At 49.6% G+C, this 25910-nt stretch carries 24 protein-coding genes; 14 read left to right on the forward strand and 10 right to left on the reverse strand.

Features of this window, described 5'->3' with window-relative positions:
- Window positions 1–29: 29 nt before the first annotated feature.
- Window positions 30–521: a hypothetical protein gene (locus BLS44_RS12210; RefSeq protein WP_090390370.1), complete on the reverse strand. Its 492-nt coding sequence runs from the start codon at window positions 519–521 to the stop codon at window positions 30–32.
- 412 nt (window positions 522–933) lie between these two features.
- Here BLS44_RS12210 and BLS44_RS12215 point away from each other — a divergent pair, with 412 nt between their 5' ends.
- The 7 genes from BLS44_RS12215 (at window position 934) to BLS44_RS12250 (ending at window position 7456) form a co-directional block, all read left to right on the forward strand.
- Window positions 934–2169: an MFS transporter gene (locus BLS44_RS12215; protein ID WP_090390371.1), complete on the forward strand. Its 1236-nt coding sequence runs from the start codon at window positions 934–936 to the stop codon at window positions 2167–2169.
- 467 nt (window positions 2170–2636) lie between these two features.
- The gene (locus BLS44_RS12225; RefSeq protein ID WP_090390373.1) at window positions 2637–4034 is read left to right on the forward strand and encodes a pyridoxal phosphate-dependent decarboxylase family protein; all 1398 of its coding nucleotides are present in this window, start codon (window positions 2637–2639) and stop codon (window positions 4032–4034) included.
- A gap of 147 nt (window positions 4035–4181) precedes the next feature.
- A complete protein-coding gene (locus BLS44_RS12230) occupies window positions 4182–4688 on the forward strand; it encodes a GbsR/MarR family transcriptional regulator (protein ID WP_090390374.1) in 507 nt (168 codons plus the stop codon).
- Window positions 4689–4752: 64 nt separating this feature from the next.
- Window positions 4753–5715: a hypothetical protein gene (locus BLS44_RS12235; protein WP_090390375.1), complete on the forward strand. Its 963-nt coding sequence runs from the start codon at window positions 4753–4755 to the stop codon at window positions 5713–5715.
- A 9-nt stretch (window positions 5716–5724) separates the two neighbouring features.
- Window positions 5725–6081 (forward strand): hypothetical protein, encoded by a 357-nt coding sequence (locus BLS44_RS12240; RefSeq protein ID WP_090390376.1) that lies wholly within the window; start codon window positions 5725–5727, stop codon window positions 6079–6081.
- 13 nt (window positions 6082–6094) lie between these two features.
- The gene (locus tag BLS44_RS12245) at window positions 6095–6493 is read left to right on the forward strand and encodes a hypothetical protein (protein WP_090390377.1); all 399 of its coding nucleotides are present in this window, start codon (window positions 6095–6097) and stop codon (window positions 6491–6493) included.
- 69 nt (window positions 6494–6562) lie between these two features.
- Window positions 6563–7456 carry a TIGR01777 family oxidoreductase gene (locus tag BLS44_RS12250; protein ID WP_090390378.1) on the forward strand — a complete coding sequence of 298 codons (894 nt, stop codon included), beginning with the start codon at window positions 6563–6565 and terminating at the stop codon, window positions 7454–7456.
- A gap of 197 nt (window positions 7457–7653) precedes the next feature.
- Here the strand turns inward: BLS44_RS12250 and BLS44_RS12255 are convergent, their stop codons facing one another.
- Window positions 7654–8316: a metal-dependent transcriptional regulator gene (locus BLS44_RS12255; protein WP_090390379.1), complete on the reverse strand. Its 663-nt coding sequence runs from the start codon at window positions 8314–8316 to the stop codon at window positions 7654–7656.
- A 91-nt stretch (window positions 8317–8407) separates the two neighbouring features.
- Between BLS44_RS12255 and BLS44_RS12260 the strand changes: the two genes are divergently transcribed.
- From BLS44_RS12260 to BLS44_RS12280, 5 genes are all read left to right on the forward strand, one after another.
- Window positions 8408–10711 (forward strand): TonB-dependent receptor, encoded by a 2304-nt coding sequence (locus tag BLS44_RS12260; RefSeq protein ID WP_090390380.1) that lies wholly within the window; start codon window positions 8408–8410, stop codon window positions 10709–10711.
- Window positions 10712–10713: 2 nt separating this feature from the next.
- Window positions 10714–11235, forward strand: coding sequence for a thioredoxin family protein (locus tag BLS44_RS12265; protein ID WP_143019754.1), 522 nt, complete (start codon window positions 10714–10716; stop codon window positions 11233–11235).
- A 158-nt stretch (window positions 11236–11393) separates the two neighbouring features.
- Entirely contained in the window at window positions 11394–11855 is a 462-nt protein-coding gene (locus BLS44_RS12270; protein WP_090390382.1) for an SRPBCC family protein, read from the forward strand.
- A gap of 373 nt (window positions 11856–12228) precedes the next feature.
- Window positions 12229–12573, forward strand: a complete 345-nt coding sequence (locus tag BLS44_RS12275) for a tRNA-binding protein (RefSeq protein WP_090390383.1) — start codon at window positions 12229–12231, stop codon at window positions 12571–12573.
- Between the two features lie 18 nt (window positions 12574–12591).
- Entirely contained in the window at window positions 12592–13107 is a 516-nt protein-coding gene (locus BLS44_RS12280; RefSeq protein WP_245729195.1) for an O-acetyl-ADP-ribose deacetylase, read from the forward strand.
- A gap of 53 nt (window positions 13108–13160) precedes the next feature.
- On the opposite strand, the gene BLS44_RS12285 is transcribed toward BLS44_RS12280, so the two are convergent.
- The 5 genes from BLS44_RS12285 to trpB all read right to left on the reverse strand — a co-directional run bounded on the left by BLS44_RS12285 (window position 13161) and on the right by trpB (window position 18314).
- Window positions 13161–14351, reverse strand: coding sequence for a carboxypeptidase-like regulatory domain-containing protein (locus BLS44_RS12285; protein ID WP_090390384.1), 1191 nt, complete (start codon window positions 14349–14351; stop codon window positions 13161–13163).
- A 212-nt stretch (window positions 14352–14563) separates the two neighbouring features.
- Window positions 14564–15637 (reverse strand): TlpA disulfide reductase family protein, encoded by a 1074-nt coding sequence (locus tag BLS44_RS12290; protein ID WP_090390385.1) that lies wholly within the window; start codon window positions 15635–15637, stop codon window positions 14564–14566.
- Between the two features lie 238 nt (window positions 15638–15875).
- Window positions 15876–16646 (reverse strand): tryptophan synthase subunit alpha, encoded by a 771-nt coding sequence (gene trpA / locus BLS44_RS12295; RefSeq protein ID WP_090390386.1) that lies wholly within the window; start codon window positions 16644–16646, stop codon window positions 15876–15878.
- 25 nt (window positions 16647–16671) lie between these two features.
- Complete coding sequence (locus tag BLS44_RS12300) at window positions 16672–17091, reverse strand: pepsin/retropepsin-like aspartic protease family protein (RefSeq protein ID WP_090390387.1); 420 nt, start codon at window positions 17089–17091, stop codon at window positions 16672–16674.
- 32 nt (window positions 17092–17123) lie between these two features.
- Window positions 17124–18314, reverse strand: a complete 1191-nt coding sequence (trpB, locus tag BLS44_RS12305) for a tryptophan synthase subunit beta (protein ID WP_090390388.1) — start codon at window positions 18312–18314, stop codon at window positions 17124–17126.
- Between the two features lie 204 nt (window positions 18315–18518).
- On the opposite strand from trpB, the gene BLS44_RS12315 reads away from it, so the two are divergent.
- Window positions 18519–18722: a hypothetical protein gene (locus tag BLS44_RS12315; protein WP_090390390.1), complete on the forward strand. Its 204-nt coding sequence runs from the start codon at window positions 18519–18521 to the stop codon at window positions 18720–18722.
- 79 nt (window positions 18723–18801) lie between these two features.
- On the opposite strand, the gene BLS44_RS12320 is transcribed toward BLS44_RS12315, so the two are convergent.
- From BLS44_RS12320 to BLS44_RS12330, 3 genes are all read right to left on the reverse strand, one after another.
- Entirely contained in the window at window positions 18802–20742 is a 1941-nt protein-coding gene (locus BLS44_RS12320; protein ID WP_090390391.1) for an OstA-like protein, read from the reverse strand.
- A 1-nt stretch (window position 20743) separates the two neighbouring features.
- Complete coding sequence (locus tag BLS44_RS12325; RefSeq protein WP_090390392.1) at window positions 20744–21727, reverse strand: MlaD family protein; 984 nt, start codon at window positions 21725–21727, stop codon at window positions 20744–20746.
- Window positions 21728–21874: 147 nt separating this feature from the next.
- On the reverse strand, window positions 21875–22891 hold the full coding sequence (locus BLS44_RS12330; RefSeq protein WP_090390393.1) for an N-acetylmuramoyl-L-alanine amidase family protein: 1017 nt from the start codon (window positions 22889–22891) through the stop codon (window positions 21875–21877).
- A gap of 152 nt (window positions 22892–23043) precedes the next feature.
- Here BLS44_RS12330 and BLS44_RS12335 point away from each other — a divergent pair, with 152 nt between their 5' ends.
- A complete protein-coding gene (locus BLS44_RS12335; protein ID WP_245729196.1) occupies window positions 23044–25881 on the forward strand; it encodes a putative LPS assembly protein LptD in 2838 nt (945 codons plus the stop codon).
- The last annotated feature ends 29 nt before the right edge of the window (window positions 25882–25910 follow it).

The following is a 25910-nucleotide window of genomic DNA, read 5'->3' on the forward strand; positions in this document are numbered from 1 at the left end:
TCCCCCGCCTCAACAGCGGGGGATTGTTTTTATGAGACCGTTATCCATGTACTGGTGCTGAATTGAACGGGCAACAGGATGCATCCACCTTTATCATTGGTAATTCTAAACAAATGCTGAAACAGCCTGTTTAAAACAACATCGTATACCAGGATATTGTCATTCACTCCTTTTTTGGGGTTCTCCAGAAAGATAAAAGGAGCGATGAGCGTTGTCTGCTTCCCGGTGCTGGTATTTGCGAGGATTGATTTTAGCCGATCCAGGTATTTTGACGGTTTTATTTCAAGAGTATCCATCTTGTTTTCACTGAATTGAAGGAGACGGGGTACAATCTGCGTTCCCTCCCTATCGATAGCCACTGCGTATATATTTCCCAAATACGAGTGAGGCAGTTCAGCATCAGCCACTACTGAGGCAATAAAATAATTTAAGCTGTCCAAATCTTCAGGAGCGATTTTCGATTGCGCCTGCAGCATCCGGCCGATCAGTAAAGTTGCGACCAGAAAGAGCCATATTTTCATTGTTGTTCTGATTTATAACAAGATCATTTGAAGTTACCCTTTTTTCCGGATTCGCCGGCCAGGCCCGCTCAAAATGATCTTCTTCATGCAACGCTCCATTGCGTTTTTCGTTAATTCCCGATCCGCCCGCCGGGATACAGGTTTCAACCAGCGAGGGCTAAATTATTAGCAGATGCAGATCTCCCGGCAAACAGAAGGATAAAACAGCTTTTCATACAACCGTATGCCTGTTACCCCACCTATTTGATCTTATCCGGTTATGTGCCGCCAGCCATTGATGGATTGATCGAGGTCAAATGGCCGGTAAATAGCGCTGCAGCCTGCCATTCCTGTATTTGCAGCTGCTTCTTACTTTGTAAACTAAAAAAACAACCTTATTTTCAGGCTTTAAACATTGAATGGTTACTATTATATGAAACGATCGCTGCACCTCCAATTGTCCCTGATGATGTTCCTTGAGTTTTTTATGAAAGGCTCCTGGTTTGTTACCCTCGGAACCTACCTAAAGAGCAACCTGGGAGCCTCCCCGCTGGAAGTTTCCAGTATTTTTTCCACCCAATCCCTGGGCGCGGTTGCAGCTCCGTTCCTTATCGGCTTTATAGCAGACCGTTTCTTTAACGCCGAGCGGGTGATGGGTGTACTGCATCTCATAGGAGCCGGTTTGCTGCTGATGATGTACCGGGCGGAGAACGTTGCCGCCATCTACCCCTATGTGCTGCTCTATTTTATTGCATACATGTCGACCCTGGCCCTCACCAGCTCCGTTTCTTTCAGAAATCTCAGCAATCCCAAAAAACAATACCCGCTCATACGGCTGTTTGGCACGGCCGGGTGGATGATAGCCGGCTTTTCTATCAGTTATGTGTTCCACTGGGATACAAAGGAAGCAGTAGCCTCCGGAGCATTGCAAAATACGTTCCTGCTGGGAGCTGCCTGCTCCCTGGCACTGGGTCTCCTCTGCTTCCTGCTCCCTGCCACCCCTCCCTTAAAGAAGGATCAGCCATTTTACTGGGGCGACGCCCTGGGATTACAGGCCCTGAAGCTGTTAAAACAAAAAAGTTTCCTGGTATTCTTTATTACCGCGATCATTATTTGTATTCCCATTTCATTTTATTACCAGCATGCCAACCCCTTCCTGGTAGCAACCGGGTTGCCCAATCCCACAGCCAAAATGGCACTGGGACAGCTCTCAGAGATCCTGTGCCTGCTGCTGGTCCCCGTTCTCTTTGCACGGCTCGGGTATAAAAAAATGATGCTGATCGGTATCGGAGCCTGGGCCCTGCGCTACCTGTTGTTTGCTTATGGCAACGGGCAGGACCTGGCCTTTATGCTGATCTTAGGTATCCTTTTGCATGGGGTTTGCTACGATTTTATGTTTGTGGTAGGACAGATCTATACGGATACCATTGCAGGCAAACAATACCGGTCTTCCGCCCAGGGCCTGGTAACCGTGGCCATGTACGGGATCGGCATGCTGATCGGCTTTTGGGTTGCGGGATTTGTTTCTGATGCACTTAAAGCATATGAAGGCACCGTCTATTGGCGTTATATTTGGCTATCCCCCGCCGCCATGGCTATAGGATGCATGCTGATCTTCCTGCTGCTGTTTAAGGAGCAGCAGGACGGGGCAACGGAAACCGCAGGATAACCGCCCCGGGGCTACATATGCTTAAAGTGCCGGGCTATCGCTTTGCCTGATCCCCGGCATAATGGAATAAGCCAGGAAAAATACGCCCCGGCTCTATTGCCAGATAAATGCAGGCCACAGCAAGACCCCTCCCCGGAATAACCCGGATAAAAACAGCAATCGTCAAAATAGCATACCTGGTACGGCGCCTGAAATCATCGGCGGGTCGATATTCTTTATTGCAGGTGATCATTTAAGGGACCACAAAATATATAAAATGGTTTTATCTTATATTTACAGGGTGTGTGGCATTTTTATGACAAGCTGTTCCCGCGGTTAAATTTCAACCACGGAGAATACCAGGGCGCCACCAGGCCCGCAGCAGCTCCTGACTACAGGCATTGCAGGTTTCCATCGCCCTTTGCGTTAAAAAGGAATACAAAAAATGTTATGCACCTCGTTTACCATCCACTATTAACCGTAAATACATGAACGGGCAACTACAGGAAGATCTTTCTTCCCTGGAAAAAATATTTCAGCTGATCAGCAGGCAGGGATCGGATTACCTGAAGAACATAGGCGAACGTCCTGCATCAACCATCATTGAACCGGCAGCGCCCGCCCATATGCCGTATGAGGGCATCGGAACCATCGAGACCCTCAGGAAATTCAACGACCGCTGGGAGCCGGCTATGGTTGCGGCTTCCGGTCCGCGCTACTGGGGTTTTGTAACCGGGGGAACTACTCCTGCATCCATAGCGGGCGACTGGCTGACTACAATATATGATCAGAATACACAATCCGCAAAGGGCGATGGAGATATATCAGCGGCCATTGAACTGGAAACGGTTGGGCTGTTACGGGAGCTGCTCGAGCTTCCGGATGCTTTCCTGGGAGGCTTTGTAACCGGTGCCACGATGTCGAATTTCACCTGCCTGGCCGTAGCAAGACAATGGCTGGGGCAGCAGCTCGGGAACGATATTGCAAAAGAGGGCATCACGCAAAAAATGAACATCCTCACGGCAACCCCGCATTCGTCCTCGATAAAATCGCTGGCGCTGTTGGGTATGGGCAGCAGCAATATCCTGCAGGTAAAAACGATGGAAGGCAACCGCGAGGCGATCGACCTTCATGACCTGGAGGCTCAGATCCGGCAACTGAACGGGGCGCCCTTTATCCTTATCTCAAGTGCCGGCACCGTCAACACCGTTGACTTTGACGACTTCAGCGCCATTGCAGCGTTGCGAAAGCAGTATCATTTCTGGTGGCATATTGATGCCGCCTTTGGCGGTTTCGCCATTCTTTCAGATACCCATAAACAGTTGCTGAAGGATTGGGAACAGGCAGACAGTATCACCGTCGATTGTCATAAATGGCTGAATGTACCTTACGAAAATGCCGTCTTTTTTGTGAAAGAACAGCACCGGATGCTCCAGGTAACCACTTTTCAAAATTCGAATGCGCCCTACCTTGGCGATCCGCTGGAGCATTTCAACTACCTGAACCTGCTACCCGAAAACTCAAGACGCTTAAAAGCCCTCCCGGTCTGGTTTACCTTACATGCATACGGACGCCGGGGATACCGGCACATAGTGGAAAACAACATCCGGCAGGCACAAAACTTTGGCGCTTTTATCCGATCAAGACCGGAACTGAGCCTGCTGGCCCCCGTACGATTGAATACGGTTTGCTTTTCCTTCTCTGCTCCTTCCGATGATGCAAAAAAAGTAACCTCATTTCTTGCTGCATTGAACAAGACCGGGAAAATATTCATGAGCCCAACCCATTACAAAGGGCAACCCGGTATAAGAGCCGCTTTTGTAAATTTCAGGACCACGGAAAAGGATGTGGAGCTGGTACAGGAGCTGATGGGCAGCCTGCTCTGAGAACAGGCACTGCTGCCGTCCTGCCGTATCGTTCAACAAATGTTCGCATCAGCAAGACATAGCTCCTCAATCATAGCTTATTGAATTTTCAATATTTTTTGAAAATTCAATAAGCTTAATTATCTTTGTATCCACAATACAACTAATATGGAACTGCAAGCATCCAAACAAAAATTCATCGACACCTGGGGCGCCCTGGGTACAGAGTGGGGCATCAATAAATCTGTGGCGCAGGTACAGGCTTTATTGCTCGTTTCAGACAACCCGCTTTCCACCGATGCCATTATGGAAACGCTCACTATATCCCGCGGCAATGCCAATATGAGCCTTCGTCAGCTGCTGGATTATGGCATTATTTATAAGAAGGTGATCGCGGGTGACCGCAAGGAATATTTTGTAGCAGAAAAGGACATCTGGAAATGGGCGCTGAAAATAGCCCTGATGCGCAAGCAAAAGGAAATAGATCCCGTGCTCAGCGTGTTGACGGAACTGGAAGCGGCAACCAAAAAAGATAAATCTGCCGAGGGGAAAGCCCTGCACCAGACCATTCATGATATACAAACCTTTACAGATCAGCTCAGCACCCTGGTAGAGCGGGTAGCCGGTTCTACCAGGGGAGAGCTGCTGTTAAAACTGCTGAAACTGGTTATGTAAAAAGGGCAACCAACAGCTGCAGCATTAAAAAACATTGATCGCAACATTGACCCAACTTTTTGTTATGAAAAGAGCCAGACTAAAAAAGACATTGATCATTGTAGGCATCCCCACGCTTTACGCGCTTGTTTTAAGAATGTTCTTCGGGATAAAAGAATGGAGCGACCTGTTCAGCGTTATGTCTGTCAGTTTTCTTTTCTGCCTTCCCACAATAACCGGTATCCTGACGGTATATTTTTCCGGAGAGGACAAAGTAAGAAGATTCCGTTACCGGTTCTTTGCGCCCTGGGTGCCCATTTTTTCCTTCTTCCTTATAACCCTTTTAACCAGGCTGGAAGGCTGGGCCTGCTGGCTGATGATCCTCCCCCTCTTTCTTTTAGCTGCCTCCGTTGGCGGCCTGATCGGCGGCTATTTCAAGCTAAAAAAGAAGGCCAATAAAATGTATATACCGGCACTTACGTTTTTCCCTTTTCTTATGGCACCTGTCGAAAATATGATCAGCGTGACACCCGCAACTTACGAAGCCATCACCTATATTGATATACAGGCGCCGGCCGAAAAAATATGGGGCAATGTAACGAGTGTATACAAGATAAAAGAGGAGCAGGATAAAGGATGGCTTACAAAGCTGCTGGGACTTCCAAGACCGGTAGAAGCAATCCTCAACTATGAAGGCGTTGGTGCTTCAAGAGAAGCCCGGTTCACCAACGGGCTCGTGTTTCATGAAACGGTATCTGAATACACTGATAAAAAGAAAATGGTATTCTCCATTAAAGCCTACCCTTACGAAATCCCATCCACTACTATGGATGAGCACGTTGTAATAGGCGGAAAATATTTTGATGTGCTTAACGGAACGTATGAACTCGAGCGTTTAAATAGCACCACCTGCAGGCTGCACCTTTACAGCCGCTTTCAGCTAACCACCAACTTCAATTTTTACGCCGGCTGGTGGGCTAAGTGGATCATGAAAGATATACAAAATAATATTCTGCAGATTGAAAAACTAAGATCCGAAAATCAATAAAACACAGTCATGGCCTACAATATCCTTGCCTATACTATCTATGCGGTCATTACCATCTACATCATTTACTGGGTAGGCCGGTCGTTTCATAAAAATGGAAGGATATTTATCCTGCGGCTTTTCCGGTACCAGGCGGGGCAGGCAGACGCTACCAACAATATTATCCTCATCGCTTATTACCTGTTCAATACCGGTTATGCCATTATACAGTTCAGCAACTGGCAAGCCGTAACTTCCGCGCAGGCCCTGATCGCCTCAATAGCCGGCAAAACGGGAATGCTGGTGGGCATCCTGGCGGTAACCCACTATTTCAACATGGCGCTTATTTACTTCCTTTCAAAACGGATACATTATTATTCATCATAAAAAACATTTCATCATGAAAGATCTGATTGTAATAGCCTACCTGGTTTATTTGCCCGTAGTGATCCTGCTTACTCTTTATGTGGCGCACAGCCTGTTTCGCAACAGCCTGGTCTATATGAAAGATATCTTTAACGGACGCGATGAAATAGCCGTTGCAACCAATACCCTTTTTAAGATCGGTTTCTATTTACTCAACCTCGGTTTCGGGCTTTATATCCTGGAGATCACCCGCCATCTTACAACTACCCAGGCGGCCATTGAGGCCCTGAGTGTAAAGATCGGAGGGTTTAGCATTTACCTGGGCATCATGCTTTTCTTCAACCTTTACCTGTTCTTCAAAGGCAAAAAGGTTGCCCGCCAGAAAAGGATCAGCGCCCAATTTAACGTGCAGCCTCACGCACCCGGTGCATAGGCCAGGGGGTAACTGCAAGCAGCCAAAGAACAGACAGGATTGATCATTTTCAATTCATAAAAGACACCCATGAAACAAAAAATAATCATAGCCGGCGGCACGGGGTTCATCGGCCAGTACCTTGTAAAACGTTTCCGGGAGGAAAGCGATGCAGTGCAGGTGATCTCCCGGAACGCCTCCGGTATCACCTGGGCCGAAGAAGAAAAAATACGCATGGCACTTGAAGGTGCCGAAGTGCTCATCAACCTGGCCGGCAGGTCCGTCGATTGCCGCTACACGGAAGCCAATAAACAGGAGATCCTTCAATCCCGGATACAAACCACCAGGCGGCTTCAATCGGTTATAGAGCAATGCAGTATTCCACCCAAACTGTGGATCAACTCCAGCACGGCCACTATTTACCGCCATGCGCAGGACCAGGCCATGGATGAAGACCGGGGCGAGATCGGCACCGGCTTCTCCGTTAACGTGGCAAAAGCCTGGGAGCAGGCATTCTTTGAGCGGCCAACGCCCCGCACGCGCAAAGTAGCATTACGGACCGCCATCGTACTGGGAAGAGGCGGCGGGGTAATGCAGCCCTACATCAACCTTGTCCGCTTCGGACTGGGAGGTCCGCAGGGCAGCGGCAGGCAGGTATTCAGCTGGATCCATATAGAGGATGTGTTCCGCATTACCCGCTTTGTAATGGAGCACGCGACACTCGAAGGTGTTTATAATACAGCCGCTCCATTCCCGGTCCTCAACGAGCAGTTCATGCAGGTGCTGCGAAAAAGGATCCGGCCCCTTGTCTACTTCCCTGCCCCGGAATGGCTGTTGCAACTGGGAGCAAACCTGATCGGGACAGAAACAGAGCTCGTTCTTAAAAGCCGCTGGGTGATTCCCCGAAAGCTGCAGGCGGCAGGTTTTATATTTCAATACCCCACCATCAGTGAAGCACTGGATGAGATCTTTGCAGGGGATTGAGATCTGAGAATCCGGATATGAGATTTGAGCCCTTGGTTTCCGGTTGTACGCAGCGGAGTGTTGAGCGCTACCCCACCCCCTCATCCCAATTGAGCATTGGACAGGAACCGATCTGACAGGCCCCGATGGACGAACGCGAAAACCCGGAACAAACATAGATCAGGAAATACGTTCCGCTCCATGCAACAGTTCCTTGCCTATTGCCCATCCACCAGCAGGCTATTAGCAAACTTTTCAGAAACGGTAATCCTGCCCTTCCCTACCTGAAGGATCATGGAGCTATCAAAAGAGATCTTTTCCAGTACTTTGATCTTTGTGCCGATCCCAATTGACAACTGCTCCAGGTACTGTAAAAAAACAGGAGAAGTATCCTTTACTGCGGCCACGGTGCATGATTGGTACAGGGCAACAGAAGACAGCAGTGTCGTTGCACGGGGCGGCATCCTGCCATTAGGCTTCGGGATCGGGTCGCCATGCGGATCATAGTCCGGGTAATTCAGAAACCGGTCCAGCCGTTCGGTAAGCTTATCCGACTGGATGTGCTCCAGCTGCTCCGCTACTTCATGCACCTCATCCCAGCTAAACTCCAGCACCTCGCATAAAAACGTTTCCCATAAACGGTGCTTACGCATCACAAATACGGCTATCTCCCGGCCCGTTCGCGTAAGGCTGATCTTCCCGTATTTCTTATAGCTGACATACGCCTTTTCCTTTAACCGCTTCAACATATCATTGACGGTTGCCGGCTTCAATCCCAGATGCACCGCCAGGTCATTCGTTCCCGCCTCCTTTTTCCCGGTTTCATCTGCGGTGAGATACAGCAGCGCCTTGAGGTAGTTTTCTTCAGTATTAGACAACATCCGTCAAATTTACCAAAAAAACCGAAAAAATAAAGTTAGACTAACCTAACTTTATTAATTTAGCGCACAGAAAATAAAAAGTAAGTACAATATGAGATTTTTTTTCCTGGCGCTGCAAACATTTCTATCGGGTGTATTGACGGCGCAGACGCGGTTTACGGCAACCGGAACCGTTTTTTACGAAGGACATGCTGTTGCACATGCAACCGTCCGGGCATCCACGCCGGCAGCATTGGTTCTTTCAGACACCAACGGGTATTTCCGGTTACCAGATCTGCCTTCCGGGAAGCAGACCCTGACCATTTCCGCTGCAGGGTTTCAGCAAAAGGACCTCATTTTTGAACTCCGCAGTGATACAGCATTCATAATTCACCTCGAACGTGCCGCAGCCGATGTTTCGGAAGTAGTGGTATCCGGTACATTAAAAACCGTCTCCCGCCAGGATAGCCCCGTTCCGGTGGAAGTATATACCTCCGCATATTTCAGGGCCAACCCCACGCCTTCGCTCTTTGATGCCCTGCAAAACATCAATGGCGTACGCCCGCAGCTGAATTGTAATATCTGCAATACCGGCGACATCCATATCAATGGCCTGGAAGGACCTTATACCCTTGTCCTCATCGACGGGATGCCTATTGTAAGCGGCCTTTCGACCGTTTACGGCTTAAGCGGGATCCCGCAGTCACTGATCGAGCGCGTGGAGATCGTGAAAGGTCCGGCCTCCACACTTTATGGAAGCGAAGCCGTTGGAGGCCTGGTCAATATCATCACCCATAAGCCCGGCAATACACCGGCGCTGGCGGCGGATGTTTTTGCCACTTCCTGGCAGGAGCTCAATGCGGATATTGCATCCAGCTTTAGCGCCGGTAAGAACACGCGCGGTATGGCGGGCGTTAACTACTTTAACTACAGTACTCCGGCAGACCGCAACCGCGACGGGTTTACCGACGTAACGCTGCAAAACCGGTTTTCGGCCTTCTCCAAATGGGAGGTCAGCCGCCGTCATCAGCGCCTTCTTTCCATGGCCACCCGTTACGTACAGGAAGACCGTTGGGGCGGGGAAATGAACTGGAACAAGACCTTCCGGGGGGGCGACAGCATCTATGGCGAAAGCATTGACACACGGCGCTGGGAACTCTTTGGAACCTATGAGCTGCCGCTCCCAGAAAAAATACTGCTCTGGTTCAGCGCCAACGGGCATTACCAGAACAGCGCCTACGGCAACATTCCCTTTAATGCCCGGCAATACATTGGTTTCCTCCAGCTCACCTGGAATAAAACCCTGCACCGGCAGGACCTCACAACCGGGGCAACGCTCCGTTATACCTACTATGACGACAACACCCCGGCTACCACCCGCTATCAAAACGGCATGGAACGGAACCGGCCCGAAGGCACCTGGCTCCCCGGCCTGTTTATCCAGGACGAACTACTGCTTGGGAAAAGAAGCAAACTGCTGGCAGGTCTGCGATATGACCATCACTCTATACACGGCGGTATTATAACACCCCGCCTGAACTACAAGTGGAATTCGCTCAACAGGAACAACACTTTACGGCTCGGCATCGGCAACGGTTACCGCGTGGCACAGGTTTTTACGGAAGACCATGCCGCACTCACCGGTGCACGGGACGTGGTTTTTAAAGAAGCACTGAAACCGGAAACATCCTGGAACGGCAATATCAATTTTGTAAAAAGGATCATCACGTCCCGAAGCCGGTTCATCGGCCTGGACGCCACCGCATTCTACACGTATTTTATCAACAAGATCATCGCCGATTATGACAACAATCCCAACCAGATCCTTTACCAGAACCTCAACGGGCATGCAGTTTCCCGGGGTGTTTCGCTGAATATAGACCTGGCGCTGCTCTCCGGGCTGAAAGTTTTGGCCGGTGCAACATATATGGACGTCTATAGCATCGAAGGTTCTATCAAAACACGCCAGCTGTTTACAGAAAAATTTACCGGCGTGTGGAACCTGGGCTACCAGCTGCGCAAATGGGGATGCAGTATCGAATATACCGGCAATGTGTACGGCCCCATGCGATTACCCCTGTTAAGTGCCACCGACCCGCGTGCATCCTTTTCACCGTGGTGGAGCATACAAAACCTTCAGCTCTCCAAAAAAATGGGGTTGGGGATTGAGGTCTATGGCGGCGTTAAGAACCTGCTCAACTTTACGCCGGACAGAAGCGTTCCATTTTTAATAGCGCGGGCCAATGATCCCTTTGACAAGCAGGTACGGTTTGATGACAGCGGCAGGGCCCTGGTTACCCCGGATAATCCTTATGGGCTCACCTTTGATCCTACTTATGTATATGCGCCCAACCAGGGCATCCGCGGCTTCCTCGGCGTCCGCTGGCGTATTGACCATCGCACCAGCAACCAATAACCATGCACCGGCAACGATCTATAAGCCCCGTTTGCATCCTGTTGCTGTTTATGTCAGCACAGGCAGGCGCGCAATTGCGCGTTATACAACCGGAAACAGCTGATAGCCTCATACGTCAACACCCCAAACCGGCGCTGTTCTTTGTTACGGCCGACTGGTGCCCGTATTGCAGGTTAATGGAGCAAACAACACTTAAAGACCAGGAGCTGATCTCCTGTTTGAATCAATACTTCTATTTCATACGGGCAGATGCAGATGAAAAAAGACCGATCCGGTTCCTGGGTCGCCATTTCAGCTACCAGCCTACCGGCGTTGGTACCGGTGAACATGCGTTCATCCGTTTTCTTTTCGGGAAAAGGAAGACGGCCTACCCTGCGCTGATCCTTCTTTCACCCCGGGGAGCCACCCTGTTTCAGCTAAATACGGTTACCGGCCCGGGCAACCTGCTGCGACTACTGCAGCCTTTTCAAAAGCCGGAAACTGCTCATGACCAGGGCAAACACAGTTCAACAGGTCCTCCCTGATCCGGATGGCGGTTACAGCTGCCAGGGGTACTGATCTTTACGCAGACCTGCATACCGGTTTCGGAAATGCTTTAATCCTTCAGAGATAGCTGCCCGGCACCCAAACAGGCCTGCCCGGGCTTGTCTGAATAATTAAGTACTTTTATAAAAACAAAACAATGGAACCCCAGAATTTTGCAAAAGCAGCAATGCTGATCCGCAGGCCCGTTTCAGAGGTATTTGACGCATTTATTAACCCCGCTATAACCACGAAGATCTGGTTTACCAAAAGCACCGGCCCCCTTGAACAAGGAAAATCCGTTGAATGGACCTGGGAAATGTACAACCACACCGTTCCGGTAACCGTAACCAGCGCGGAGCTCAATAAGCATATCACGATCGAATGGGGCAACTATGACGAAAAAACGGAAGTATCCTGGACCTTTACAGCACTGAGCGATGACAAGACCTTCGTAAGCATCGTCAACAGCGGTTTTAAAGGAGATGCCGGTCACCTCATTGCACAGGTACGTGATTCCACTGAAGGTTTTACGCTTGTACTCGCTAATCTGAAAGCCTTGCTGGAACATAACATCCTGCTAAACCTGGTGGGCGACCGTTTTCCAAAAGAAATACAATAGCCCGCAGGCAGCGAAAATAAGCAGGCCATCGGTTATCATAAATATTTTTCCCATAAACACGGAACCGCGCCCAAACCGGGGCAAACCTATCTAAATCGGGTAAAAAGGGGAGCCCGGAACCGTTTCAGATATTGTACCTCTTGCTTATGGCAAGGTGTTTCCCGGCTCCCGCCGGAGCCACGTAAAATTGCCGGGGCCAAACAAACACGGGGTTCCTTTGGAACCCTGTTGATCAAAACAACACATTTGCTATAAACACGCTGCTCCCCCGGGAGCAGATCAATGCTGACATTAGTTGTGTTTGTCCTGCGCCCAAATCCTGCAGCATGGTCTTTTTATCGTATATTCCGCATATACATAAATAACAAAGCACATGCAGGAAGAACCAACGATCAACTGGTCGGACTTTACAAAAATCGAAATGCGGGTAGGTACCATCATACATGCCGAAGTCTTTAAGGAAGCTCATAAGCCTGCCTACAAACTTACCATCGACTTTGGAGAATTTGGCCATTACCGGTCATCCGCACAAATTACAAAGCTTTACAGTGTTGAATCACTGCCGGGGAAACAGGTCGTCGCTGTTTTGAATTTTCCGCCCAAACAGATCTCCAACTTCTTTAGTGAGTGCCTGGTACTGGGTACGGTTGGCGACGGAAATACCATTACACTGCTGTCTCCGGAGCAGCCGGTGCCCAACGGCCTCCGGGTTGGATAATCGCTCATAACCGCCCTTATGATGATCGAAGTTCTAAAAGGAGATATCACAAAAATTGTTGCAGATGCCATCGTAAATGCCGCCAATTCCTCATTGATGGGCGGCAGCGGTGTGGATGGCGCCATCCATCGTGCGGGAGGCCCCGCAATTCTTGAAGCATGCAGGAAAATCGTTGCCCGGCAGGGCGGATGCAAGACTGGCGAAGCTGTGATCACAACCGCCGGCCGGCTCCCTGCGACCTATGTGATCCACACTGTAGGACCCGTATGGAATGGAGGTAACAAACAGGAAGCCGAAAAACTGCGTGCCTGCTACACCCATTCACTGGAACTGGCGGCCGTTCATCATTGCCGGAGCATTGCGTTCCCCGGCATCAGTACCGGTATTTACGGCTATCCCAAAAAGGAGGCAGCGGCTGTTGCCGTAAGTGCTGTAAAGGCGTTCCTGATACGGGCTCCCCCCGTTAAAAAAGTATTTTTCGTTTGTTTTGATCCTGACTATGAGCAATTCATCCGGCAGGAAGCAGGGCTTTGATCCTTTTATTTTTTCTTTAAGATCCCCTCGTAGCTGGCACCGGAGCAATACGATCAGGGTTCATAATCCAATGGCAGCATATTACCCACTTTATCGCTCCACCACCAATAGCCGGAGGTAACAATATTTTGCGGAGGAGACCAATTGCCACGTGCATCAATGATCAGGGGACCTTTTAATTGTATCCAGGAACGGGGATAATAGGCCGGGCGCTGTTCCCCGGTATATCTGAGGAACTCCGCGGGTTCTTTTTCCTTTACATAAAGCACCGCCAGGTAATTATTCCAGTATACCACTTTATTCGCACGATCCGTTCCCACCAGCAGGCTATCGGGCGTCAGATCGTGATCAGCATACACTTCTTCATAATCTTTCTGGAACATTACCGTGTCATAGTAAGCAGCTGAATCCGTGGGTTCATTCATGGCTGTGCCTTCCAGCCGTTTATCCGCTATCCGGGCAGCCCCGTTCTTTCTTATCTGCCGTACCCGTTCTTTTTCGGCGTTCCGGACCCGGGTCATCCTCTTCATCTGGAATCCCTCTTCCACGGTTCTTTTAAAATAAAGTGCCCGCATGAAATGCATGGGAGACCCGTAATACACTGCCTTCCGGTTTTTCTGCACGGATCGCTTCAATGAGCCCTGCCGTCCGGAAAACAAGGCAAAGCCGGCATAATAAGAAGAATGTTCTGTAAGGTTGATCTTAAAATCGAGCAGGTCGTACTGGATGATATATCCCAGTTTCGGGTTGTCGATCAGCAGGGGGGCTTCAGCAACCACTTCCAGGATGTTTTGTTTTTTGTAAAAACGGAACCGGAGTACGTCCTTATTGGTCAGTACACATCGCCGGCCCGCCGGGGTTGCGCCCAAAAAGGTTTCGAGGAATACACTTCCCCATTTTTCCCAGGTTTCAGTAACCCATCCTCCTACCACCACATTTTCCAGCTCCCTGATCCTGGGCCGCAGCTCAAACCTCAGCTTTAATGGCAATGCCTCCGGTTTTACCGGATACATCAGCGTTTCGAAATTGATACAGGAAACCACCAGGTCGCCGGGTGGTACTTCATTCAGTTGAAAACTACCGTCGGCCGCCGTAACCACCCCGGTTGCTGTATTATTGATGTATACGCTGGCGCCCGGCACCGGCAGCCCGGTGCCCTCTGCTACCACCTGGCCGGCTATTGTCCGTTGTGCAAAGGCGGTAAAGCCCCCGGCACAAAGCAACAGGAACATCCAAAACTTCATTGGTTAAAAGTAGCGACTATTTTTTCATAGAAGCTATTTAAAGTAGCATTCTGATTATCCTTATAAGCGTTACAGGCGCGTTGTTCCTGTTAAAGTCGTGCATCAGCGCAGCTTTAACGAGGCGATAACCCCATGGTGCCATGGGTATCGATTATGCTGATCCGTTTCTCAACAGCTTCTTACTGAAAAATGCAGCAGATCCCCTGCTCCGGCTATTTATCCAGCAGCTCCGCCAGTTTATGATCCAGGTCCTCACCCCTGAGATCTTTGGCCAGGATCTTTCCATCCGGCCCCAGCAGCAGGTTGCGGGGAATAGCAGTGATCCGGTATTTCTGGGCCACTTCATTTTCCCACCCCTTCAGGTCGCTGACCTGGGTCCAGGCCAGCTCATCCTTTTTGATAGCTGCGAGCCAGCGGTCCTTTTCTTCATCGAGCGACACGCCCAATACGGTAAAATTCTTATCCTTATATTTCTGAAACGTTTTTACCAGGTTCACATTCTCCCTGCGGCAGGGTCCGCACCAGCTTGCCCAAAAATCGACCAGTACATATTTACCACGGAACTGGGCCAGTGATACATCCTTACCCAGGGTATCTTTTTGCATAAAGTCGATGGCTACGCTCCCTACTGCATTAAAGCGGGCATCAATAAGCGCCTTTTTCAGTTGGCCGCCCATGGCTGTAGCCATGGCTTCTCTGGTAAGACTGCCTGCCCGTTTTTCAAGAACGGCAATATCTTCTGTAAAACCGATGGTTGATAAGATCACCATTGCACTCACCGGCGATGACGGATGTTTGCTGATAAAGAGATCTACATTTTTCTGAATATCATCTACCTGGCTTTTCATAGCATTACTCAGGCTATCACTGCCCATGCCCGACTGCAATACCATTCCCAGTTGGTTGACCTTTTCAAATCTGGGGATAAACTGATCCTGGAATTCGGTAAAATCATCCTGTGTTTTGGATCCGGTAAATTTCCAGTCATCCATTTTTGTTTTCACAGATCCGGAAACTTTTACCTTTTCATTTCCCAGGAATACAGCCGTCTTCATTGTATCCCCTACCATCAGCCCCAAAATCGTGGGCGCTTCCAGTTTACCGGTAAGCACAAAGCCCCCGGCTTTCGACCTGGCTTCGCCCAATTTGGAGGAGCCATTTTCAAGATCGATTAATATCACCGGGGTATTGTCGGGCAACCCCGTTACAGTTCCTGTTAATGTAAGCTTTTGAGCCATTGCACAAACCGGCAACACCAAAGCAAGAAAAAGACTGATTTTATTCATTTAACTCAATAATTTTTGGGACACTTCATTCTTCAATAACCATGCCTCCCAGTGAAACAAGATCCTGTTTTATTTGTTGGCGCTTTTTATGGCAGATACACCCGGCAACAAACCGGGAATTACTGCAACCAACTGATTACGTGACGTAAATAGCTACAGATGGCAGGCACTGTAACAACAATTTAGCAAAACATTAATAAATGCAGCTTACCGGGCCCACCTGTTGCAGGGGGATGGATCAGCCCAGCACATTCCGGATAAAATCGCGGGTAGCGGCTGCAACTTCTGTTTTACCTTCCAGCGCTTTTATATAGGCCGAGCCGATGATGGCACCGTTTGCATATTTACAGGCCCTGGAAAATGTATCCTGGTCCTTTATACCAAAACCCACCAGTACCGGGTTCTTAAGCTGGTAGCTTTTCAACCGTTCCAGGTAGGCCTCCACTGCCGCAAAGTCTTTTTCGTTGCCGGTGGTAGAGGAAGAGGACACGGCATAAAGGAACCCGCTGCTGAGCGCGTCCAGTTGCCGCACCCGTGTTTCTGAAGTTTCGGGCGTTACCAGGAAAATAAAATCCAGTCCGTACCGGTCTATGATGACTTTATAAGAAGCCTCAAATTCAAAAGGAGGCAGATCCGGAAGGATCAGCCCGTCTACCCCGGCGGCAGCCGCATCTGCACAGAATTTTTCAAACCCATATTGCAGCACCGGGTTCATATACCCCATGAGCACTACAGGAACCCGGACGCGGGCACGCATTTCCTTCAGCTGCTCAAATAACCGGGAAAGGGTCATTCCGCCCCTGAGGGCGATGGTGCTGCTGTTCTGGATCACTTCCCCATCTGCGAGCGGGTCGCTATAGGGCATCCCCAGCTCAATGATATCGGCGCCGCTCTCCTGCAGCGCTTCCATAACCGGCAGGGTACTTTCCGGGCTTGGAAAACCCGCGGTACAATATACGTTTAATACGTTCCGTTCTTTTCGCTCAAATAGTTCTTTTAATCGGCTCATCAAAATTCTTTTTCGCTTTTTTCAGTCATTTCATTTTTAAAACGGCGTAGTTAGGGTGCTCCGGATTTACCACAAGTTCCTGTCTTTTCGGGTGGATCAATACATCCATCTCCCCCATAGGAATAGCGCCCAGGAGTGGTTCGCGATCACCCGGCAATACAAAAGCACTGCAAAGCGCCTTCCGGTTGGCAAAACGTACGTCAACCGGGCCTACCACATCATATTCCACTACCTGGCCGCTGGCCAGCTGTACCTTACGTTTTTCAACAAAAGGTAATTCCAGCTGCGACTGGATGGTTTCATTGATGGCCATCATATAGGCACCGGAATCCACCAAAATATTCAGACGCATGCGCCTTACTTCCTCTTCGCCGATCACATGCCGTTTGGCAAATTCCAGATCCGCTGCATTGATCAATTCTATATCCGCGTACACCAGCCCCATTGTTTTACAATTTATCCAATAAAGTTACATCTTTATTGCCCCATGGCTTTCATGTAGGTTTCCATATCCTTGTCGCCCCGGCCGCTGAGACAAATAACAATATTGTCGTCTTTTGCAAAGGATACTTTCTTAAGTGCCGCCAGTGCGTGGGAACTTTCCAGCGCCGGGATAATCCCCTCCAGTTTAGCCAGCTCAAATGCAGCATCCAGTGCCTCCTGGTCGGTAGCATTCAAAAAATTACCCCTGCCGGTCACAAACAGGTTGGCATGCATCGGGCCGATACCCGGGTAGTCCAGCCCCGCAGAAATGCTGTAGGGCTCCTCTACCTGGCCATCTTCTGTTTGCATCAGGAAACTTCTGCTGCCGTGCAGGATACCGGGTTTTCCGAGTTGAGTGGCTGCTGCACTTTTATCGGTATCGATACCACAACCCGCCGCTTCCACTGCATAAATACCTACCGAAGGTTCATCCAAAAAATGGTAAAAGGTGCCTGCAGCGTTACTGCCGCCGCCCACGCAGGCAATAACCGCGCTGGGCAGCTCTGAGCCGGTCTTTTCCGCCAGCTGAGTCCTTATTTCTTTACTGATCACACTTTGAAAACGAGCTACCATATCCGGGTAGGGATGTGGTCCTACCACACTACCTATAATATAAAAAGTATCGTTCGGGTTATTGATCCAGTCGCGGATCGCTTCATTCGTAGCGTCCTTCAGGGTTTTACTGCCGCTTTTAGCGGGGATCACGGTAGCGCCCAGCATCTTCATCCGGGCCACATTGGGCGCCTGGCGTTCAATATCCTTTTCCCCCATATACACGATACATTCCAGCCCTTTCAGCGCACATACGGTGGCCGTTGCCACCCCATGCTGACCGGCACCGGTTTCTGCAATAATGCGTTTCTTCCCCAGCCGCTCTGCTACCAGGATCTGGCCAATGGTATTATTGACCTTATGTGCCCCGGTATGGCAAAGATCTTCCCGTTTCAGGTATACGTTGGTCTGGTATTTATTGCTCAGCCGGGCTGCATGATAAAGCGGTGTCGGCCTCCCGGCATAATCTGTAAGCAAAAGCCGGTATTCCTGCTGAAAGGAAGGCTCTGCCATGATCTTTAAATAATTTCCCCTCAGTTCTTCTACGTTCCGGTATAACATTTCCGGAATGTAAGCTCCTCCAAATGCTCCATAATACCCCTGCTCATCCGGTTGTTTATATGATGCCTGCATGTTCCTGTTGCTTTTTTTTAATGAGGCGTAAAGATACAGGAAATGGATGGGATAAGGGGATCCCCGGAAGCATCGCGAAGGGGGAATGGTACCCCTGCCGGCCGCTGCATGGAATGTGCGGGTGCGGGCCCTGCATAGAAAAATTTTGATCCGCCTTTTTTATAATGTATATTTATACAGCGCTGCCAGCAGCGCAATGAAGCCATGAGAGTAATTTTTGATGACAGGGCCCGGCGGCCTGAAAAGGATGCTCACCAGTCGGCTTTTTTGAACAATATCAGTTTTACAGCAGATGCCATTGTCCATTTAGCGGGCAAAGCAACCTCTTTTAATATTGCTGAATGGATCTGGCACATTGAAATTATCAACGGCAGGGAATGGTACATCGTAACGGATAAAAAAGCCTGAAACAGCATCCCATCCAAAGCAGGCCCGACAGGTCTGCAATCGCGGTATCAAGACCAAACAGGTCTCACCGCGCGGCCGGTTATTGCATCAACTCATATTTTGTTTTCGGCCTTTCTGCCTCCCGCCATTTAAAGTCAGGCAGGCGCATCTCCTCCGGGGATTTGTCCTTCAGGGGGTAAAGGGTGCCACTGGCATCCGTCCTTAATACAACTTTTTGCAGCTGTTTATTGGAGAAATAGGCGTCCAGGATATCTGATTTGGTCTGGTTCACCCCAATATAGGCGCTGTCTGCGTCCTGCGCATAGTAAATACATTCCGCTGAACCTTTTGCCCTGACCGAATCCATATTGCCATCCGTAAAATAACCGTCCATACGGGTAGCTTTTACCTGGTTATAGGCCTGGTCTTCAATACGGTTGATCATGAAGCCTCTTTTGTAGGCCTCAAAATGATGTATCTGTTTGTTTTGGGTATGCAGCATGATGGTATCCCCCGTTATCTGGCTGGCATTCCCCCATACCACCGGATCCTGGTACAGTCTGAAGGTAGAATCCTTAAAAGAATAGAACAGGCTGTCGCAAATGGCCTGTACCGAATCGCTGTAGATCCTTACATGATGAAATGCCTCAAAATACCGGTTGGTGCTGTCGTTGGCTGCCGCCCCCTTTGATGACAATGCGGTCTTTGCTGATGTTTTGGCTGCCGGCTGTATGCCTCTGCCGCCGGCCCGGGCTGCCGTATCCTTTACCGTCTTGGCCAGTACTTTGGGTACATCGGTAATGGCTTTGCCCGGCACACTGTCCCTGACAGCTGCTTTATGCTCCGGATCCGTTGAGGAAGGCAGCGGGAGCGTCTTTTTCCCGGCAGCCGTGATGGCTGTTTTTATCGCCGCCGAATCCCGGACTGACGGTACCACCGCCGGAGCTGCAGCCAGATTTGCAGCGGACGCTGCCGGCCCTGCCACCAGTGAATCCTGCGTTCCGTGGCTCAGGGTATCGGGTTTCGCTTTTATACTGTCACCACCCAGCGCCGGGGATATCACATACAGGTCGGTCAGCTTGGCACTGAACAGCGTATCGGCTGTAATAAAGATCGAATCGCCTCCCTGCTGTATGATCATCAGGGGCTTCAGCGTGGCCAGGACCGCCTCCGTAACCCGGTTCTGGTAAATAAGGTTACCGATAATGGTTGTTTTGCGGATCGTATCGATCACCACCGCATTTCCTTCGGCCTTTGCAAATCCCTGGTCCAGGGACACCTGGTCCGCTTCTATCGTTACTCCTTTACCATCATTGATCAGCGGACGCTGACCGAAACGGGCATCGCCGTTTTTCAGGTTATAATACCCTTCGCGGGTATCCATGGATGCATTGGTACTATCCTTTATATGCGTAAGTGCAATAAAGCGGGCTACCTGGTTCTCTGTATTATACAACAGTGAATCGGTCGTGATCCGGTAGCCCGGATCGTTGACCAGTACATTTTTTTTAAAATAGACATCTTTAATATCAGTATAGTAAAACGCTTCCTTACTGGTGATAACGGTACGCTGGTTCACCACTTTTCCCCCGTTCTTATAAGTAGCGATATTAGTGGTCATATTATACTCCAGGTCCGGCGTGGTAAGCGTGGCATGGCCATCGGTCAGCTTTACGTTCTTATCCAGGTAGGCGATCTGCTTATCCGTAAGATAGCGCAAATGCCCCGAATAAATATTGGTGGTGTCCGAATCATTGATGTGCACATTGCCCCAGGCCTCAAAGGTTTTGGTGCGGTCGTTGCGCACACAACGGTCACATTTGAACGTGGTGGTGCCCTGCTTCATGACCACATTGCCCACCAGGATGGTAAGATTGGTGCTGTCATCCGCTTTTTTTAGCGAAAGGCTGTCGGCGTGTATAATGTCGACCGGCGCAGAGCCGCCGGCAGCCGCCGGCCCGGGCTGCTGCGCCCTGAGGGCGCCTACCCATGCCAGCAGCAGGAAGAAAAAGCAGGATCTCTTAAAAAAAGAATTGTGCATGTTATTGAGGAACAGTGTCCTTTATCGCAGGCGCCGTAAGCGCTCCTGCTTTATTTTTTTTGCCAAAAACAGAGATATTCACATAGCGCTTGGGATGTACCCTGATGTCGTCCAGCAGGATCTCCGCGCTCAGCGCCACTTCATTAAGACGGTTATAAAGCTGGCGGTCGCTCATCAGCGCACCGATGCTGCCCTCCGGGCTTGATATACGGCTAACCGTGTTACGCAATGCCGCTACCGTTGATGTTAAGGTATCCATCGTTTGCTGCAGCTGTAGTGCGGACAGGTTTTTGGTCAGCGTATCTACATTTCCGAGGATCTGGTCCACTTTACCGTTGTTACGCTTCAGCGATTCTGTAAATACGCTCATATTGTCCAGCGAGGCTGCCAGGGGTTTCTGCACACTTGTAAGCAACAGGTTGAGGGAGGCCACCGTATTTTTCAGATGGGCGATCGCTTCCTGCAGGTTCCGCTGGGTGGATACATCAAGCGTATTGTTGACGTTTGACAATAACAGGGTCAGCGAATCAGCCACGGTTTTTACTTTTCCCATGAGCGGTTTGGCTTCTGAAGAGAGATTTCCCAACAGGCCTTCTTCCACCTTGGTATTGACCCGGTCCTCATCCCCCAGGTATTGGGTTGAACTCCCCTTATCGATCACCACTTCGGACGCGCCCAGCAGGCTTCCCGAAATATAAGCCACCGAGTTGCTGGGTATGTTCACATCCTCCGTAATGCTGAGGGTTACCCTTACAGAGTCAATATTTGCATTCGAGGGTTCAATTTTATAAACCGCTCCGATGGTGAGTCCGTTGATCTTTACAAAATTGGACTTTTCCAGCCCGCCTACCGACTTAAAAATGGCGTAAATCTTGGGGTTATGGTTAAAAATATCCTTCCCTTTCAAAAATCTGAACCCGAATATTAGGGCCGTAATAGCTAATACAGCTAAAACTCCTACTTTAAGTTCATTTGATATTTTCATTGAAACATGGTTTAAATTCTCTCTGAAGCCAATTAACTCCGATTATATTGCAAATAACGTCCGAAAAAATTAAAAACCAGCGTATTTATGGAAAAAACTCACCTTCGGAATCGTTAATTCTTTGTACAACCCTGAGGTTAAAACCGGCTACTCGGCCCTGTCCGCAGCTGCCAGGGAGCCTGGTGCAACATTGCTGTATTTTTCAATATAGGTCTTAACTGCGGCAAGAATACTATTCACAATCGCTTCCTGTCCATCGGAGCTCATCAGGTAAGCTTCATCCTCTTTGTTGCTGATAAAGCCCATTTCAACGAGGATACTCGGCATACCGGTAGCCTGCAGCACCCAGATCCCCTTGTGATTGCGCTGCTGCACCCCCCTGCTGAGGCGTCCCCCGGCAATAAAGTTCTTTTCCACCAGCGCAGCGAGGGAATAACTCTTCCGGAAATAGTTTTGTGCATAAATCAGCATACGAACCCGTTCTGCGGGGTCATTGACATCGGGCAGCGGGGGCGCATCCGAGCCATCGCCGGTCTCTTCATTATAATAGTCCTTATCCTCATCATCGATATTCTTCATGGAGTTAACCTTCTGTTCATTCTTTCCCACAGCCCAGATGTAGGTTTCGGTACCTCTTGCCTTATTTTCGACCCAAACGTCTTCATACTTATTAACATAATAGGTCTTTTTGACTTTCTTTTTCTTTTTGCCTTTTCCTACGGTCACCGTCTTTGTATGCGCTTCCCGGCCTATTACTTTTTTTATATACCAGCCCCCGGGACGCCTTCCGGCAGCATTGCAATGCAGCGAAATAAAGAGGTCGCCGTTGTTGCGGTTGGCAAAATCGGCCCGGAACCGGTTAGCCGCCACAGCATTGGACAAGCCTCCCGGCAGTGCGGAAGTGGTCCTGGTTTCCAGGATATTAATACCGTTGAGCTGGGCCCGCATGGCAGTAGCCAGCTTCCGTGCCACCTGAAGGGTAATGGCTGCCTCGGTGGTCTGAAGGCCGTCGGCCCCGGGGTCGCTCCCTCCATGCCCGGCATCCACAATAATCGTTTTCACCACTCCGGATTTGGCGCCTGATGTGCCCTGCTGCGCAGCAATACCGGAAAAACTGCTCACTGAAAGTATAAATAGAACTGACTGAATTACAATTTTTTTCATAATTTTTTCACGCTTCGAAGTAATATCTGACTTTTAGTTTCAAGCTTCACAAAATCTTTACTATGTTATTTATACATTTGCGCCGTACTTTGGCTTAAACCCTAATGCGCAAATTTAAAAGAATTTATTTTGTTGTCCCTTTTCTAACAGCTATGATATTACTGGCTGGTAAAAAAGGCGTAAGCGCTTTTGCCGTTCCGGATCTTACCGGGGCGGAAAACCTGCTGTTTCAGAAAGACACCGTTCCTCAAAAATCCATAAAAGACACGATCCCGGCAAAAGACAGCCTAAAGATAGCCGATTCTGCCAAACTGGAGAGCGATACCTCGGCCATCCCCAAAACCAGCAGGTTCCGGCTGAAAGTGTCCAAAGATACCCTTTCCGGGCCGGTTAACTATTCGGGAAAGGATTCCATTGTCGGTTTTCTCGATTCCAAGAAGATCAATCTTTATGGCGACGCCAAAGCGGAATATCTTGATATGACCCTGACCGCTCCGGAAATCGGGATCGACCAGATGGAACATATTGTAACCGCAAAAGCCGGCAGGGACAGTGCCGGCGAAATATCCAGCTATGCGGAAATGAAGCAGGGGCAGGATGCCTATAAAAGCGAGGGCATGGAGTACAATATAAAAACGCAGCAGGGGATCACCAAGGGTACCATCACCCAGCAAGGCGAAATGTATGTGCACTCCGAGATTGCAAAAAAGATCGATGCACGCACCATGTACGGCCAGGGCACTTTTTTTACCACCTGTAACCTGGATCATCCGCACTTTGGCTTCCGGGCGCGCCGGGCCAAGATCATCAATAAAAAACTGGCGGTTACCGGGGCAGTACGACCCGAGTTTGATTCCGTTCCGGTGCCCATCTACCTCCCGTTCGGTTTTTATCCCCTGTCGCAGGGGCGCCACTCTGGGATGATGTCGCCCTCCTTTGAGCGCAATGATCAGATGGGGCTGGGGCTCTCCCGCCTGGGATACTACCAGGTGATCAACGACCACTGGGATGTACAGACCTACGGGAATATCTACTCTTATGGCAGCTGGATGGTGAACGTGCAGCCCACTTACCGGAAAATATACCGGTACCAGGGATCCATGAACTTTGGATTACAGCGCACCCGGCGCAATTTCAAGGGCGACCCGGATTTTTCGAAGGTAAGCACGTACACGCTTAACTGGTCGCACTCTTCCGACAGCCGTTCCAGGCCGGGAGTTACCTTTTCCGCTAATGTGAACATGAGTTCCACGCGGTATAACGAAAACGTACCCAACAGCAACCTGCTGAACCTGGCCAATAATACGGCCGGCTCGTCTATCACCTATGCCAAAACCTGGCAGGACAAACCGTTTAACTTTACCGCCAGCTTCAACCATAACCAGAACAACGCACAGCGCCTCGTCACCTTTAATTTTCCGAACATGGCGTTTACGGTAAACACCGTTTACCCTTTTCAGAAAAAAAATTCAGGCGGCTCAAAAAAATGGTATGAGCAACTGGGGATCGGCTTCCAGACGGGTTTCCAGAACTCCATGTCTTATTACGAGTATGCCGACCGGGTGCGCGACTCCCTCAGGGGTCTGAACCAATATAAGAATGCATTTGCACGCATGTGGGACACGCTGCAGTGGAACGCCAACCAGAGCATTCCCATATCGCTTTCACTGCCGCCCGTCCTTGGCGGGGCCTTAATGATATCCCCCTCTATCTCTTACTCGCAGACTATGGTAAGCCGGATCGCGAACTACGAGGTAAAAACACTGGAGGGTCCAAACCAGTTCGGAGAGACAGTGGTCTATGACACCGTTATCGCAAGAATGGATCACGGCGTTGGTTTGCGGAAACAGATGAGCATGGGCATCAGCCTGAATACGGCCCTTTATGGTACCTACCAGTTCCACAACAAGCGGATACAGGGGATCCGGCACGTGATCCGCCCCAACATATCGCTGAACTATACACCGGATATCAACAAGAACAATTTTCAGCCGGTGACCATCAGGAACAGGGTGAACGATAGTTTGTCTACAGTTTATTACGATAAGCTGGCGGGACTGTCTTATTCTCCAGTCCCCACCTATCAACCCCGCAGGTTTGGAGGCTTTAATTTCGGGATCGATAATAACCTGGAAATGAAAGTAAAGGCTAAGAAAAAGAAGAAGGCAGAGTCCGACAGTACCGACAGCGAAACGGCCAGCAACAGCGGGGTAGACGAGAACGGGTTTAAAAAGATACGCCTGATCGAAGGTTTTGGTATCAACTCCTCTTATAACCTGTTTGCAGATTCGCTCAGTCCCCGGCTTGCACCGTTCAATATTTATTTCAGGACCAACCTTTTTGAAAAGATCAACCTGAGCGCGAATGGTACCATTATGCCTTACAAGCTGGATGCCAACGGGATACCCAAATTTGACGAATATGCCTGGCAGGGCCGGCGGTTCAATATCGGTACGCTTACCAATGCCAGCGTTACCATGAGCACCAGTTTCCAAAGCAAGCCGAAGGATGCCAATAAAGCCAAGCAACGGGATGAGGCTATGAACAAACAAATGAATGACCCCATGCTGCAGGGTGATCAGCAGCGCCTGATGGAGTATATGCGTCAGAACCCCGCTGAATTTGTAGATTTCAATACTCCCTGGTCCTTCAATATTTCGTACTCACTCACCTACAGCAGGCCCACTACCACTTCCGGCGCCTATGCAGGCAATGGCATCAACTCCAGCACTAACCTGAGCGGCAGCTTTAACCTGACCCCAAAATGGAACTTTAATGTAAATGGTGCCTATGATTTTAAGACCAAGCAGATCCAGACGGTTGGGTTTACCATTTCGCGCGATCTTCACTGCTGGCAGTTCTCGGCCAGTGTTTCTCCTGTCGGGATCTATAAATACTACAACTTCACCATCAGTCCCAAATCAGGAATGCTCCAGGATCTGAAGATCAACCGCAACCGTTCCTTCTTTAACGGAGGACCGCGGTATTAGGAAGTTCCAGGTTTAAAGTTTAGAGTTCA

This window comes from Niabella drilacis, assembly GCF_900101395.1.
GTDB classification, from domain to species: Bacteria; Bacteroidota; Bacteroidia; order Chitinophagales; family Chitinophagaceae; genus Niabella; species Niabella drilacis.